This window comes from Chryseobacterium sp. Marseille-Q3244 (assembly GCF_940807095.1).
GTDB lineage: Bacteria > Bacteroidota > Bacteroidia > Flavobacteriales > Weeksellaceae > Chryseobacterium.
This window is the reverse complement of record NZ_CALNWX010000012.1, coordinates 1-15,295: the sequence shown is the minus strand read 5'-3', so window position 1 is coordinate 15,295 and position 15,295 is coordinate 1. Positions and strand designations below refer to the sequence as shown.

Sequence of the window (15,295 nt, the reverse complement as noted above, 5' to 3'; positions counted from 1 at the left end):
TATACACTAACCATGAAAAAAATAGATGTTGCTGTAGTTGGACTATCCTGCGTCTTTCCCGGGGCGCAGGATGCCCATACTTTTTGGCAGAATATTGTCAATAAAGTAGACTCTACCCAATCGGCTCCGGCTGATCGGATAGATCCGGTACACTTTAGTGATGCCACGAACCCTGTCGATCGTTTCTATTGCCAACGAGGCGGGTTTATTCCTGATTATGAATTTAATCCTACCAGCTTTGGAATTTTACCTCTTGCTGTGGAAGGAACTGAACCCGATCATTTACTGACCTTAGATTTAGTTCAAAAAGCTTTGGAAGATGCCGGAGTATTTCAAAAGAATACTTCCCTTGAAAAGACAGGAATTGTCATCGGGAAAGGAAATTATACCGGGCCGGGAGCTACCCGTGCCATTGAAATTGTAAGAACCGGAGAACAGATTTCCTCATTATTGCAGGAACTCTTACCTCAGGTATCTTCCGCTGATATTGAAAAAGTAAAACATGCTTTCCAGGAAAGAAAAGGACGTTTTGCTGCCGATACCGCCATGGGATTGATTCCCAATCTGGTAGCTTCATTAGTAGCCAACCGTTTTGACCTTGGAGGCGTTGCTTTTACTGTAGATGCTGCTTGTGCCAGTGCTTTAATCGCTGTAGATCACGCTGTACAGGAACTTCAGAGAGGCCGTTCTGATATGATGATCGCCGGCGGAGTTCATACCGGACAAAATGCTGCATTCTGGAGTATTTTTGCTCAATTGGGAGCGATGTCCCGTCAACAGCAGATCAAGCCCTTCAGTATGGATGCTGATGGATTACTGATTGGAGAAGGTTGTGGTTTCGTCGTGCTAAAACGATTGGAAGATGCCATTCGCGATCAGGATAAAATCTATGCAGTGATCAAAGGTGTGGGTGTCAGCAGTGATGGTAATGGAACCAGCGTGATGAGCCCATCCGTAAAAGGTCAGCTGAAAGCGTTAGAACAAGCCTGGATCAATGCTGATCTGGATAAAAATAAAGTAGGTTACCTTGAAGCTCATGGTACCGGAACTCCGCTTGGAGATAAAACAGAACTTCAGACCTTAGCACAGTTCTTTGGGAAAGAAGAAGCTGCTCAGGTGGCAGGAATCGGATCCGTAAAATCCAATATCGGGCATGCTATGCCGGCTGCAGGAATCGCAGGACTGATTAAAACCTGTCTTGCTTTACACCACGATACATTACCACCAACATTGTACTGTGAGAATCCAACGGCTGAAATGCAGAATACAAGATTCGAACCGGTACAGGAAGCTAAAAACTGGTCAAAAACCGGATTGCCAAAAGTAGCGGCAGTCAACGCTTTCGGATTTGGAGGAATCAATGCTCACGTTGTTCTTGAAGGCTATGATATGCCGAAAAAAGACACCGTATTGCTATTGGCAAGACCTACTCACGCAGAACTCGTTGCTGCATTAAAAAATAATGAAACAACAACAGGTGAAGGAGATTTCAGAGTAGCGATATTCGATCCTACGCCTGCAAGAGTAGAAAAAGCCCTTAAAATTGTTTCTAAAAACCTGATCTGGAAAAACAAACAGGACATCTGGTACACTTCTACCCCATTATTAAAAGATGGTGGCAAAGTAGCCTTTGTATTCCCTGGATTGGATGGTCTGGCAAAAGGTGAGGTGGAAAGTGTAAGCCGTTATTTCGGATTAACAGCGCCTATAGAAACTGAAGGTGAAGGTCTTTTAACCGATGCTTTAAATATCTTCAACAATTGCAGCATCCTTGATAATTCATTGAAAAAACTGGGAATTATCCCGGATATGAATGCAGGACACAGTTTAGGAGAATGGCTGGCAGGATATTCATCAGAACTGGCAGAAGCCAATTCTGTAAAAGCTTTAATTGATGTATTGAATCCTGAAACTTTTGAATTAAAAGATTCCAAGTTCATTGCCATCGGAGCAGGAATTGATGTCGTACAGCCTTTTATTACTGAAATTTCAGATTTATATATTTCTAATGACAATTGCCCTAATCAGGTTATTCTTTGCGGTAGTAATGCTGCATTGAACGAATTGGTTCCTTTGTTAAAAGCAAAACAGATCTTCCATCAGGTACTGCCGTTCCAATCCGGATTCCACTCTCCTTTTATCGCTGATAAACTGGATGTGATTCTTGCCGGAATGGAAAAAGCACAGTTCCAGAAAACGAAGATCCCGTTATGGTCAGCCACTACTTTAGAACCTTATCCTGCAGATCAGGCAGCCATCAGAAAACTGAGTGCCGAGCATTTGGTAGAACCTGTTCGCTTCCGTGAACTGACGGATAAATTATACGAAGAAGGCGTAAGAGTATTCATTCAGGTGGGTACCGGTGGACTGATTGGATTTATTGATGATACTTTGAAAGGAAAAGCATTCAGCACGATTGCATCCAGTGTTCCTGCCCGTTCTGCATTAGCGCAGTTACAGCGTGTGGTTGCATCCCTATTTGTAGAAGGTAAAACCGTTGCGCTTGACTTTTTAGAACTTCACCATGAATCCAAAAAATCATCAGGAAAAGGCATTAAACTGGAATTAGGCTCACCTATTATCCGAAATTTTAAAGAAGTAAAAGCATTAGCTCAAGCCTTTGAAGCCCCAAAACAATATACTGCTTCCGCTTCAGCCATGACTGCCAAAAGTGGTCACCCGCTGGTACAAGCATTTCAGGACAATGTTACGGATATGATCCGTATGCAGGAAGAAGTCTTGACTTTATTCCAGAACCGTCCGGAAATCACCATTCCACGTCCGGCTCCTGTAGTACAACAAGCAGCTCCCAAAGCTCCAAGAAGCACAACTTTCTCAAAAGATCTGTATGTGACGCTTGAAAGTCATCCTTATCTGATCGACCACAGCTTATTGAGACAGCCCAAAGGATGGGCTCATGTAGCAGATATGGAACCGGTAATCCCGATGACCATGATCTTTGAGCAGCTTGCAGAAATTGCAGAAGCGGAAATTCCGGGAACACAGGTTCATAAAATCATGAACGTAAGTGTATTCCAGTGGATGAATGTAGCACAACCTTTTGAGAAAACCGTAAAAGGACAATGGCGTGGCGAAAACCATGCGTATCTGGATATTGAAAACTTTGCCAATGCTGAAGTGATCTTAAAATCTTCACCTGTCCCTACTCCAACATTCAACCTTTCTGTCGGTGACCTTTTACCAATTGAAAGAACCCCTGAAGAAATCTATGATGCCCACATGTTCCATGGCGATAAATACCAGGGAATTACGGAAGTTTCAGCGGTTGGAAACAAAGGAATTGTAGGAAAAATTAAAGGAAATGGCGGAAAAGGATCTCTGCTAGACAATGCCGGACAGTTATTCGGGCTTTGGTTACAGCTTACACTGGTGAAAGACCGTATTGCATTCCCTGTGAAGATCAGAGATATTGAATTCTTTGGCGATATGCACGATCAGGAAGGTATTTTTGAATGCACCTGTATGCTGACTGAGCTTAACGATGAATTTGCCATTGCAGATATTATCCTGAAAAGAGACGGAAAAGTATGGTGCGCGATCACCGGATGGCAGAACAGAAGACTGGAAATTGATGCCGCTTTATGGAATGTTTCCATGTCGCCATTGCATAACCGCCTTTCTGAAGAAATTGCTCCGGAAGTATTTTTCTTCCATCAGGCGTATACCAGAGTAGCTTCATGGGATTTTATCCTGAAAAGATATTTCAACCAGACGGAAAAACAGCATCATCTGCAATTATTACCAAACAAAAAGAAAAACTGGATGGTAAGCCGTGTTGCCGTAAAAGATGCCGTTAGAAACCTTCTTCGTCAGGAAAAAAATCATGCGTGCTTCCCAATCACCTTTGAAATACGTTCCGATGAAGTGGGGAAACCTTACCTCATCAGTGATTTCACAGAAAACATTCATATTTCATTGGCTCACAAAGGAAAAGAAGCTGTGGGGATTGCGAGATATGGCAAATCTGTAGGAATCGATATGGAACTCATGGAAGAACGCAGTGAAGGATTCTATGATCTGGTATTTACAGACCATGAATTAGCCTTATTAAAAGGAAAAGACCAGGCAGAATGGACCACTCGTTTCTGGGTAGCCAAAGAAGCCTACGGAAAATTCTTAGGAACCGGATTGAAAGGAAATCCAAAAGCCTTCGAAGTCGAACTTATAAAAGACGATCACTTGTGGATCAACAATACTGAAATCAAAACTATTAAACATAAAAATTATATTATCGGATGGACACTGTAAACGCAACATTAAAAATGAACCACGAGGAACTTTTTACTTTATTAAAAGGTTTTATTACTGAAGTGATAGGTGCTGAATTTGTAGAGGAGATGGACATTACTCCGGAAAGTTCATTCACCAAAGATCTTGAAATGGACAGCATCGAGATTGTCTCTTTCTCTGAAAAGATCAAGGCGCATTTTGGCGATCAGATCGACTTTACAGGTTGGTTATCTTCTATGGATCTTGACCAGCTTATTAATCTTGACCTTAGTATGATCATCAATTATATCTACGAATGCCAATAATCACTGTCAATAATAAACAAGTTCATATACAGGAACTCAACAAAGGAGCCGAACAAACCGTGGTACTGATCCACGGTATGTTCAGTAACCTGTCCATTTATTATTTTAATATTGCCCCAATTTTGGCAAAACATTTCCATGTGGTGATGTACGATCTGAAAAGTCACGGGATGAGTGAACGCTTTTTGGATGGGTACGACCTTGAAAACATGTCATCCGATCTGATGGGTTTAATAGATCACCTTCAACTGGAAAAAGTACATCTTGTAGGCTATAGCTTCGGCGGTCTTATTGCTTTGAAAACAGCATTAATATATCCTGACCGTGTCAATCAACTCGTGGTGATGGAAGCCCCTGATCCACAAGACGAAAAAGCCCGTAACATTATTGATGAATACAGCAAGGAATTCCTTGAGCATTATGTAGCCAATTTTACAGATACTACCAAAGTCCAGATGGGCAAAAGACAAATGGAAAAGAACCATCGCATGTATGAGTTTTTGTTTAATCAAACCAGCATCAAAGCAGATATGATCAGGGAAAAACATTTCCTTGGTGAAGCTGATTTCAGTCAACTGAAAGCTTCTACGTTATTGCTTTACGGTGCGGATTCCAACTGCAGACCTACAGGAGAATGGCTGCAGTCTCAAATCAGTGAATCCGAACTTGAATTAATCTCCGGCGATCACAATATTCCCATTCAGGAACCTCAGCTCATCGCAGAGACGATCGCTCAGTTTTTATCTAATATTTTAACGAAGAACCATGGCTAAATTTGCATTTATAGTTCCACCCTTGACAGGACATGTCAACCCTACCCTAAGCATCGGTGCTACGCTGTTGGAAAGAGGGCACGAAGTAGCCTGGATCAGCCTTGACCCGACTTTAGAGGCGAAACTTCCGGAGGGCGGAAAATTATTACTGATCCAATACGATCAGACCGACGCAGAAAAGAAAGAAAGCGAACAGTATCTCGATATTATTTCCAAAAAAGTAGTCTACGGAATAGACAGCGTGAAGTTCCTTTACGAAGAAGTGCTTATTCCACTAAACAGACACTGCTATAATGGAATTGTTGCTTTATTAAAAACATACCAACCTGATTTAATCATCGGTGACCATCAGTTATTTGCGGCTCCGGTAGCGGCAAAAACATTAGGAATTCCTTGTGCAACTTCCGTTACCGCTCCGGCTGCCATTAAAATCATGAATGAACTGCCTAAAATTCACGAATGGGAAGTCAATCAGGTCATTGATCTGCAAAAAGAACTGGGCTTTAATGAAGAGCGTTCTCTGGCCACTTCAGATTTGTTGACGCTTGTTTTAACTTCAACCTATTTCTTTGGGGATATGGAAGATCTGGCTCCTCAATATCAATTCACGGGACCAGTTCTTACAGAGCGTCGCGTTTCCTGTGAATTCGATTGGGATAGATTAAAAAGTGCTACTAATAAAAAGATTTTAGTAAGCATCGGAACTACTTTCGATCACGATCATAAAAAGGCATTTTTCCAAAAGGTAGTAGACGCTTTCAAAGACGAAGACTTAACGGTTGTCGTGGTTTCTGATCCGCAGCTTTTCGAGCAGTGGCCGGACAACTTTATGGTGTATCAGCAGGTTCCGCAATTGGATCTGTTACCTCATCTTGATGGCGTCGTTTGCCATGGCGGTCACAATACCGTTTCCGAAACCTTATCCAACGGAATTCCTTTGGTAGTCATTCCGATTGCGTATGACCAGTCGCATGTGGCAGGACGTGTGGTGCGTACAGAGGCAGGTGAAAGACTTAATTTCAACCGATTCAAAGCCAATCATCTGAGAGAAGCAGTACAACAAATTTTAAACAACCCGAGCTACCGTGAGGCCGCTCAAAAAGTAGGACAATCTTTTATGGAAGCAGGAGGAGCAGCTACAGCAGCTAATTTATTGGAAACGGCGATTACTAAAGCCTCAAAACACGAAAAACCATCTAAATTTTTATTCGTTGTTCCGCCATTTTTCGGACATGTAAGCCCGACATTAAGTGTAGGTGCTAGTCTTATTGCGCGTGGTCACGAAGTAAAATGGTTTGGAATTACCCCATTAGACAATAAACATATTCCGGAAGGAGGTTCTTACTACTATCCAGAAGAAGATCTTATTCCCTATCAGGAAGAAATCGCCCGTATTTTAAAAAGACAGGATGATGGCCCGGCTTGTTCAGGCCCTGAAGTGATGAAATTGGCATTGGAAGAAACGTATGTTCCTTTTGCTAAAATGATGATGCCTGGATTAACCCGATTAACAGAAAGCTGGATGCCTGATGTAATTGTGAACGATTGTATCACATTCGGAGGTGCGCTTTTCGCTCATAAACATAATATTCCTTGCGTAACAACAACACCAGTACCACCGGATGTGATGGGAGACACCGAAAAAAGTGCCCCAAAAATCTGGGAATGGCAACAAAACCTGATCAAAGATCTACAAAAAGAAGTAGGCATTCACGAGGAAGGAATTTACATTCATTCCCATAAACTGAATATGGTATTTACGTCGCAAGCCTTTGCCGGTTTTGATACCGTACCATCGCATATGAAATTTGTAGGCCCGGTAAAAGGCCGTCCGAATGATGCTCCATTTGACTGGGATAAATTAAATGCTTCTACTACTCCAAAGATCTTTGTATCCCTGGGAACTTTATTGGTAGACATCAGAAAAGCATTCTTTGAAAAGATCATCGCTGCATTCAAAGACCAACCGGTTACTGTGATTGCCGCTACTCCACCGGAAATTTTTGAAGAATGGCCGGAAAACTTTATCGTGAACAGCTTCGTGCCCCAATCTGCGGTAATGCAAAGAATGGATATGGTAATTTGCCACGGTGGTTTTAATACTGTAAATGATACTTTCCGTAACGGATTACCAATGTTAATCACGCCTATCGCTTACGATCATTTCCATATTGCGAAATTAATTGAGCAGGCAGGTTGCGGAATCAGTATCCGATACAAAAGACTTCGCGTAGATGCCCTTCGTGAAACTGTTTTTGAATTATTGGAAAACCCTAAATACAGAGCTGCAGCCCAAGAGGTTCAGAATACCTTCAACCTTGCCGGAGGTAATGATAAAGCGGTAGAATTGCTGGAAAACTTTGTACAGGAACATTCCACATTAGCTTCAGTATAATAAGCCATACATCTACATATGAAAAGAAGATTGTTATTTGGCGAACGAATGTTACTGGGAGACGGAACAGAACCGTTCAATGCGGTGATCCCTTTCAGACTCAGAGGTACCTTTGCATTAAAGGATATCCAGCAGGCTTTGGCTCAAATCCAGAAAAAGCATCCGTGGTTAAAAGCGCTGATCGCTCACGATGAGAAAAATATTCCCTGGTTTGATGTTCCTGAAAACCCAATTTCCATTCCGGTACGTATCGTTGCCCGAAAAAGCGACGATCACTGGCAGGAAGAATCCAGAAGAGAATGGAATACCTTATTTGACCCTAAAAAATTACCCCTGATCCGATTTGTCTGGCTTAAGGGGGAAAACGTTTCTGACATGCTTTTTGCATTCCACCATTGTTTATGCGATGGTGGTTCTGCAATGGCTTTTCTCAACGAATTTTTAAAAGTACTGGATAATCCCAATGCAGATATTGGAATAGAAAACCCTATTTTAGGTATTGAGGATGTAGTTCCGGCGAATATTTTAAACAACCGTAAGCAAAAGCTTAAAGCAAAATTTATTGGAAGGCTGGCTGCTACAGCCATTAAGATTATACCTACCGGTAAAAAATCCATTGATCGCAAGGACGACTATCTGCTTCATTGGAAAGTGGATGAAACGGTATGCCAGCAACTGGTTTCTTATTGTAAATCCAATGGCGTAACGGTGAATACGTTCTTAAGCGCTGCTTTATTGCAGGCTTTTAAAGAAGTAAAAAAAGAGGGCGCTTTTAATAAAGTTTCCTGTCCGGTAGACATCAGACGTTTTGCTTCACAGATCAAAAATGACCATATTTTCGCTTTCGGGCTGATGATTGTGGTTTCAGCGAATGAAAAACTGAGTTTCTTAGAAAATGTACGTTCGATGCAGACTTCTGTGGAACGTAAAACGTCTAAACTCAATCCTTATATTACCATGATGGTGATGGAATCCGGTCATGACGCGTTGAATAATTTCACCAAGCTTTTAAAGAACGGAAAATCATCTAATGACTGTATGTTTTCCAATCTGGGACGCATTCAGATTCCGCATGAGTATAAAGAATTTTCAGTAGATACTATTTTCAGTCCGTCTGTGATTGGCCCATTGGGAAATACAACGACATTGGTAGTGTCTACCTACTGCGGGAAAATGGATTTTTCCTTTGTGGGAAGCGAAGGCTATTTACCTTATATTGATGCCATCGCCATCCGTGATGAGTTTATGCAGATTATTAAATTACAACTGGAATACATCCCTATATCATGATCAAAAGAAAACTAATGATGGTGGAAAGGATCATGTATGTAGATCCGGAAACCCCCGTAAACTGTATATTTGCAGCCAAAATAAAAGGAGAACTTCCGGAGCAGAATTTTAAAACTGCTCTGGAAAAAATCCAGCAAAAACATGCGTTGCTAAGAGTGGTTATCGACTCCAAAAGTGAGAAATATCCCTTTTTTATAGAAGAAAAGGAGATCGCTCCTATCCCACTCCGCATCGTAGAAAGAACAACAGACCAGGATTGGCTCACAGAGTCTCAAAAAGAATGGAAAATCTTATTTGAGGAAGAAAAAACACCACTAGCCCGTGTAGTATGGGTAAGAGGACAGGATTTTTCTGAAGTCTTTTGGGCGATCCCGCATTGTATTTCAGACGGAACTACCGGCGTTACCTTAATGCAGGAACTTCTTCAGCTGTTGGATAATCCAGATCTGGAGTTAGAACCTTATGAAGCATTCACCTCCGTAGATGAATTTTTACCTTCCAACTTTAATGTAAAAACTAAGAAATTTAAGGCAAATCTTTATCTGATGTTTGCTAAATTCTTCTTCCTTTTACAACCAAAAAGTAAAAAGAAAAACCTGGGAAACAATTATGTTCTTCACCAAAAGCTGGATGCGGAAACCACTTCTCAAATTACTGAGCGATGTAAAGCCAATGGCGTTTCCGTCCATGCTTTATTGTGTGCTGCGTTTATGCAGGCCTTTCAGGAAGTAAAAGGGAAAGAAGCCAAAGGTAAGGTGATCAGTCCCGTAGATGTGCGTCATTTTATTCCGGAGATCAAAGAAGATCATTTATTTGCCTTTGCTCCAACAGTTGATCTTGCTCTAAAAAAAGGAAGTTCTGATCTGTTGAATAATGCCCGACACATCAAAGAAGACCTTGTCCAAAAGATTGGTAAAATGGAAGCCCGCGAACTGCTATGGATGGGTGAACAGATGCACCCGATTGTAGACCGTATGATCTCCATGCTTAAAACCAGCAATGGCGGTCATGATGTGACTTTATCCAATATGGGAAGAATCAACATCCCAAGTGAGTATAAAAACTTCAAAGTAGATACCATCTTCAGTCCTACGGTAGCCTTCCCATGGCTGAACTCAAATACTTTGACAACAAGTACTTACAATCGTCAGATGGATTTTATATTTTTGTCCAACGAAGACTTCCTGCCCAAAGCGGAAGCTGCCCAAATAAAAGAGAAAGCTATAGCGCTAATGACCACCTCATGAAATTGAAATTTAAGCCGAAGCCGCCTAAAAAGCTCAAAAAAACTACCCTTAAACGCTTTCTCATCAAGCGGACGATCTATTATGTCCTTCCGAATGTATTTTTCAATTTCATCATTGCCTATGCCAGCTTCAAAGAATTAGGCTACACTCATTTTTTCTCCGGCGAACAGAATCTGGCCCGCCTTACTCTTCCTATGGCCCTATTTCTCCCCGTTGTCCTCACCATAGACATCATCAAAAGAGTCACCGATGCCGCCGGACAAGGCGCCATTGAGTTTACCGTAGATGAAGCATTAAATATTAAAAAATTGATGACCAAGCTGAGTATTCTGCATGGAGTGATTACTTGTTCTTTAGTATTAGCAATGCTTTTTCTAGGGCAGTATAATTTTTCTAAGGATTATAGGCTGGATGCTACGGCGATGGCTGTTGTTGTGGGGATATTGGCAGGAGTGCTGTCCGTGGTGTTTGTGTATTTGCCGGTTTGGAGGTTGAGGAGGTGGATGTGTAGAATAGTAACAGTAGTATAGGTAAAAAGCATTAAGATTTCTCAATATATTATTTGTTAAACTTCTTTTGTATTTAAAGTCTGGGACGAATATCTATATGTAAAAAATTACTGAATAAAAGCTACATTTTCAAGATTATTATACTAAAATTTTACTATTTTTAAGGTTGAATTAAATTTCAACTTTATTAAATCGTACTATGATAGACAAAAGTACAATAGAAAAACTTATAAAATTTCGCGATGAACGAGATTGGGAACAGTTTCATAATTCAAAAGATTTGGCATTAGCTTTATCTATTGAAGCATCCGAGCTTTTGGAAGTATTTTTATGGAAAAAAAACGAAGATTTTAATAAGGATAAATTAGAAGAAGAATTAGCTGATGTATTCATGTATGGTTTACTTCTTGCCCACAAAAATAATATAGACATTAATGCTATTATTTTAAAAAAACTACAGAGAAATAATGAAAAATATCCTGTAGAAAAGGCAAAAGGAAAATCAAATAAGTATGATGAATTGTAGTACTAAATGAAGAATTTTATAATTACAGAGGAGTATAGCTTTAACAACCTCATAGAAACTAAAATAATTAACAATCACAAAGACTATCTCTCTTGGCCGATAGTTTATTTTTTGAAAAATAAAAAGACTAAATCTGCCTATGTAGGAGAAACTACAGATGTAGTAACTCGAATTAATACACATTTAAAATCTGAAGAAAAGAAACAACTTTCATCAGTAAATTTCATTTTAAGTGATTTATTCCATAAATCTGCTACGTTAGATTTGGAATCCAATCTTATAAAATACATTTCAGCTGATGGACAATACAATTTACAAAATGGTAACCTTGGTATTTCCAATCATCAATATCACGAAAAGAAAATATACTGGGAACTATTCAAAGATATTTGGGATGAACTTATACAGTTAGGTATTGCGCGACACTCATTAAATCATATTAATAATTCTGATCTTTTCAAATACTCTCCTTATAAATCGCTTTCAAAAGAGCAAATTAAAGGCTTAAAAATGATTTTAAGCTGTTTGTTGGATGAAGGAGCTAAAGTAAGTCTCATTCACGGAGGGGCTGGAACGGGAAAATCTATTTTAGCTATTTTTTTATTCAAATTACTGAAAACAGATTTAGAGGACTTTAATTATGCAGATTTTGATGAGGAAGATAAAGAACTTTTTTATTTATTAGAAAAGGTTAAAGACAAATTTTCTGATTTAAATATGGCATTGGTCATTCCAATGGCTTCATTTAGAAAAACAATTTCTAATGTATTTAAAAACGTGAATGGTTTGTCGACTAAAATGGTCATTGGACCATCAGAATTAGCTAAAAATAAATATGATCTTATCATTGTTGATGAAGGACACCGCTTAAGAAGGAGAGTAAATTTAGGGTCTTATTATGGCACATTTGATGTTAATTGTGAAAAGTTAGGCTTGGATAAATTCGCTTCCTCAGAGTTAGATTGGGTTCTCATGCAAAGTAAAAAATCTATCATCTTTTATGATGAATATCAATCTATAAAACCTTCAGACACTCTTAAAGAAAATTTTAAAAAGCTAGAGTTAGAATCTTATACTCGGGTTGAAAAATTAAAGACCCAACTTCGTGTTCGTGGTGGGAACAATTATATAAAACTGATTCATAAACTCTTTGATGAACCGTCAAAGCTTCCTGTGGGAAAATATAAGACTGATGATTATGAATTTTATCTTTTTGATGATTTGGGAGACATGGTTGACCGCATAAAAAAGAAAAATGAAATTCACCGTTTGTCAAGAATAGTTGCAGGATATGCTTGGGAGTGGGTTTCTAATAAAAATCCTGACTCCTATGATATTATTATTGGAGACAACAAATTAAAATGGAACAGTGTTTCTGTAGATTGGGTCAATTCTTCAAACTCTATCAATGAAGTTGGGTGCATTCACACTACTCAAGGGTATGATCTAAACTATACTGGAATTATTATAGGGCCGGAATTGGATTATGATTTTGAACTCGGAAAACTAACTATAGACAAGCAAAAATATAAAGATAAAAATGGGAAAAACTCCATTAAAGATGATGCTGAGTTATTGGACTTTATTATCAATATCTACAAAACAATATTATTGAGGGGCATAGAAGGAACTTATATTTATGTTTGTAATGATAATCTAAGAACGTTTCTAAAACAATTTATACAGTCTTTTAATACTATATCTAATAAAAATTCAATAAAGTTTCTAGATCATCCAACTGAAACTACTATCCCTTTTTATGATCTCAATATTGCAGCAGGATCTTTTTCTGAATTGCAGGAATTAGAAAACGTAAACTTCATTGAAGTGGATGGAATAGATAATAACAATGATTATTTTGCTTGTACTATAGTAGGTGAATCGATGAATAAAATTATACCTAATGGCAGTATTTGTATCTTTAAAAAGTATAGTGGAGGTTCACGTAATGGTCTGATTACTTTGGTTGAAGGCAGAAATATTACTGATATAGAATTTGGAAGTAATTATACTATTAAAGAATACTCAAGCAAAAAAGTAACAGATGAAGAAGGTTGGCATCATGAAGAAATAATCCTGTTACCCAGATCAAATGATTCTAGGTTTGAATCTATTATTCTCAGGGACGAGGAAACGGTTGATTTTAATGTCTTGGGGATTTTTGTGAGAGTGTTAAAATAGTACTTATTTTTAATAATTTATAAAACCTTTATTTAAAAGGTTTTTATTTTTGAAAAAGATTATACACCACTCTTATAATTTACTAATTCATAATTAGACACTGTAATTATGGAACCCCGTAAGGCATAGTAAATAGCCTGAGATATATTTGAAACAAAATAATATTATGAAAATAATTTCTTTTTAGAGTAAATAATTTTAGATGTATTTCAGGTGGAATTGAGAAAACACAATTGAATTTAATAAACTTTGTATATACAAACGTTTTTGACTGCATGCATTAGTTAATGTGGTTCACTAATAATTAAAAATATAAGTTTCCTAATTTAAACATTGTTCATAAATTACAAATTAAAACGTGCTATTAACACTTTAATAAATTATTATATAATATATACAAAATGATTTTTAATATCTACTATATAAACTTTCCTAAAGTTTATGAAATAAAAATGATGCTTAATAATATACTTCTTGCTGGACAGACAGTTGAAAAAGATAAAAGTATTGAAGGAGAGGCTTATCTAAAAACAAAATTAGGTTTAATATTCTTGATATTTTTAAACTTGGTGAAGCTGAAGTAGGTGGAAATATAAAAGGTTCAGGTTCTAAAAAAGTGTTAGAAACTTTCGAAATAAAAACAACAAAATCTGTAATTCTAGATGAAGTTGTTAAAAACTGTAACAAATTTAATGGTTTTGACAATGTTTCTGAAGGACAATTAATAAAAATTGATGATGTAAAACTAACTTTGGAAAATGAAGCTGAACTAAGGATAGTAAAATTTATGAATAGTGGAGCTATGAAAGATTTAGTCGTTCCAGGTGCAAATGGATTGGACATGAATAATCTTTTTAATTCCATGTTTAAGGACTATGCATATAAAATTAAAGGTGCAATAAAAAACGATGAAAACATATTAATAAAAATTCCATTAACATTTGAGAGTGAATTTGAAAGTTCTTACAGTGTTGATGATCTATTTGTAGGAAAAGTTTCTATAATTGGATTATATAAGGGAAAAATAAAAATTGATGATTTAAAAAATTCTTTCCAATATTTTCAAGAACTAGGACAACTTCAAAATACTTTTCAAACAACAGTGACGGCTGCTAATACTGATGATTCTGAGATTGAAGAAAGTCATTATACAACGAATGAGGAAAATCAATCTTTCAGTTTTACAAGTTCAGGAGATGGGAAAGAATATTATTATATTGATTTATTGGCAATTATTCAAAATGTAAATATTAAATAATAATATATTAACAATGACTTTATTATTTTACGAAAAAGATGACTATTATGATTTTAAAGAATCAAAGGAAGTAGAAGGCTTTACAATAATTAGCATTACAAAATTTTTACATAATTTTTCTTTAATAGATGAAATAGATACACAAACAGAAATAATCGATATTTCTGCAATGACTGAATATAGCAAAGCACAGTCAATATTTGAAGAGGTAATTGGTCGTTTTAAAGAAATGCCAATTTTTATATGTGACATTTCAAAACGAGAAGCTCTCGAATACGAACTACGTTTTGTATTTGACAGTTTTGAAAATGTTGATAAAGATTCATTTATTAGAAAAGAAAGAAATTTAACGCCTGTTGAGGAGAATTCTATAATTTCAAAAAGACACAGAAAAATAACTGACTTAACTGATCCAGAATTATTTGAATTTTTTGAAAATGCCGGTAATACCATTGCGGATATTGAGGAGAGAAAGGCACTTAAAACCATTGGAATAGGTACACCAGCTACCCGTGCTTCGGTTATTGAAACGCTTTTCGACAGGGATTATATCCGCCGGG

The 15,295-nt window shown here is 37.6% G+C and carries 10 protein-coding genes and 1 pseudogene; all 11 read left to right on the top strand.

Translation table 11 applies throughout. The features are described from left to right. The first annotated feature begins 12 nt into the window (after window positions 1–12). Complete coding sequence (locus NBX25_RS18330) at window positions 13–4,269, top strand: type I polyketide synthase (RefSeq protein ID WP_250254794.1); 4,257 nt, start codon at window positions 13–15, stop codon at window positions 4,267–4,269. Then, window positions 4,257–4,556 (top strand): acyl carrier protein, encoded by a 300-nt coding sequence (locus NBX25_RS18325; protein WP_002977699.1) that lies wholly within the window; start codon window positions 4,257–4,259, stop codon window positions 4,554–4,556. The genes NBX25_RS18330 and NBX25_RS18325 overlap by 13 nt, the downstream gene beginning before the upstream one ends. Further along, window positions 4,547–5,329 carry an alpha/beta fold hydrolase gene (locus NBX25_RS18320; protein ID WP_250254792.1) on the top strand — a complete coding sequence of 261 codons (783 nt, stop codon included), beginning with the start codon at window positions 4,547–4,549 and terminating at the stop codon, window positions 5,327–5,329. Before NBX25_RS18325 ends, NBX25_RS18320 begins: the two co-directional genes overlap by 10 nt. After that, complete coding sequence (locus NBX25_RS18315) at window positions 5,322–7,724, top strand: glycosyltransferase (RefSeq protein ID WP_250254790.1); 2,403 nt, start codon at window positions 5,322–5,324, stop codon at window positions 7,722–7,724. The genes NBX25_RS18320 and NBX25_RS18315 overlap by 8 nt, the downstream gene beginning before the upstream one ends. Window positions 7,725–7,742: 18 nt before the next feature. Beyond that, complete coding sequence (locus tag NBX25_RS18310) at window positions 7,743–9,014, top strand: condensation domain-containing protein (protein WP_250254789.1); 1,272 nt, start codon at window positions 7,743–7,745, stop codon at window positions 9,012–9,014. Next, window positions 9,011–10,261, top strand: coding sequence for a condensation domain-containing protein (locus NBX25_RS18305; protein WP_250254787.1), 1,251 nt, complete (start codon window positions 9,011–9,013; stop codon window positions 10,259–10,261). The genes NBX25_RS18310 and NBX25_RS18305 overlap by 4 nt, the downstream gene beginning before the upstream one ends. After that, window positions 10,258–10,791 (top strand): hypothetical protein, encoded by a 534-nt coding sequence (locus tag NBX25_RS18300; RefSeq protein ID WP_250254785.1) that lies wholly within the window; start codon window positions 10,258–10,260, stop codon window positions 10,789–10,791. The genes NBX25_RS18305 and NBX25_RS18300 overlap by 4 nt, the downstream gene beginning before the upstream one ends. Before the next feature lie 178 nt (window positions 10,792–10,969). Next, window positions 10,970–11,296, top strand: coding sequence for a nucleotide pyrophosphohydrolase (locus NBX25_RS18295; RefSeq protein WP_123856911.1), 327 nt, complete (start codon window positions 10,970–10,972; stop codon window positions 11,294–11,296). 6 nt (window positions 11,297–11,302) lie between these two features. Beyond that, entirely contained in the window at window positions 11,303–13,477 is a 2,175-nt protein-coding gene (locus NBX25_RS18290) for a DUF2075 domain-containing protein (protein ID WP_250254783.1), read from the top strand. Between the two features lie 616 nt (window positions 13,478–14,093). After that, window positions 14,094–14,735, top strand: coding sequence for a hypothetical protein (locus NBX25_RS18285; RefSeq protein WP_250254781.1), 642 nt, complete (start codon window positions 14,094–14,096; stop codon window positions 14,733–14,735). A gap of 13 nt (window positions 14,736–14,748) precedes the next feature. Then, window positions 14,749–15,295, top strand: a pseudogene (locus tag NBX25_RS18280) (hypothetical protein); the annotation flags it as partial.

What these genes read in the sequence shown, in the direction of transcription:
- NBX25_RS18330 (WP_250254794.1), top strand. Translation starts at nt 13, where the DNA reads ATGAAAAAAATAGATGTTGCTGTAGTTGGACTATCCTGCGTCTTTCCC.
- NBX25_RS18325 (WP_002977699.1), top strand. Translation starts at nt 4,257, where the DNA reads ATGGACACTGTAAACGCAACATTAAAAATGAACCACGAGGAACTTTTT.
- NBX25_RS18320 (WP_250254792.1), top strand. Translation starts at nt 4,547, where the DNA reads ATGCCAATAATCACTGTCAATAATAAACAAGTTCATATACAGGAACTC.
- NBX25_RS18315 (WP_250254790.1), top strand. Translation starts at nt 5,322, where the DNA reads ATGGCTAAATTTGCATTTATAGTTCCACCCTTGACAGGACATGTCAAC.
- NBX25_RS18310 (WP_250254789.1), top strand. Translation starts at nt 7,743, where the DNA reads ATGAAAAGAAGATTGTTATTTGGCGAACGAATGTTACTGGGAGACGGA.
- NBX25_RS18305 (WP_250254787.1), top strand. Translation starts at nt 9,011, where the DNA reads ATGATCAAAAGAAAACTAATGATGGTGGAAAGGATCATGTATGTAGAT.
- NBX25_RS18300 (WP_250254785.1), top strand. Translation starts at nt 10,258, where the DNA reads ATGAAATTGAAATTTAAGCCGAAGCCGCCTAAAAAGCTCAAAAAAACT.
- NBX25_RS18295 (WP_123856911.1), top strand. Translation starts at nt 10,970, where the DNA reads ATGATAGACAAAAGTACAATAGAAAAACTTATAAAATTTCGCGATGAA.
- NBX25_RS18290 (WP_250254783.1), top strand. Translation starts at nt 11,303, where the DNA reads ATGAAGAATTTTATAATTACAGAGGAGTATAGCTTTAACAACCTCATA.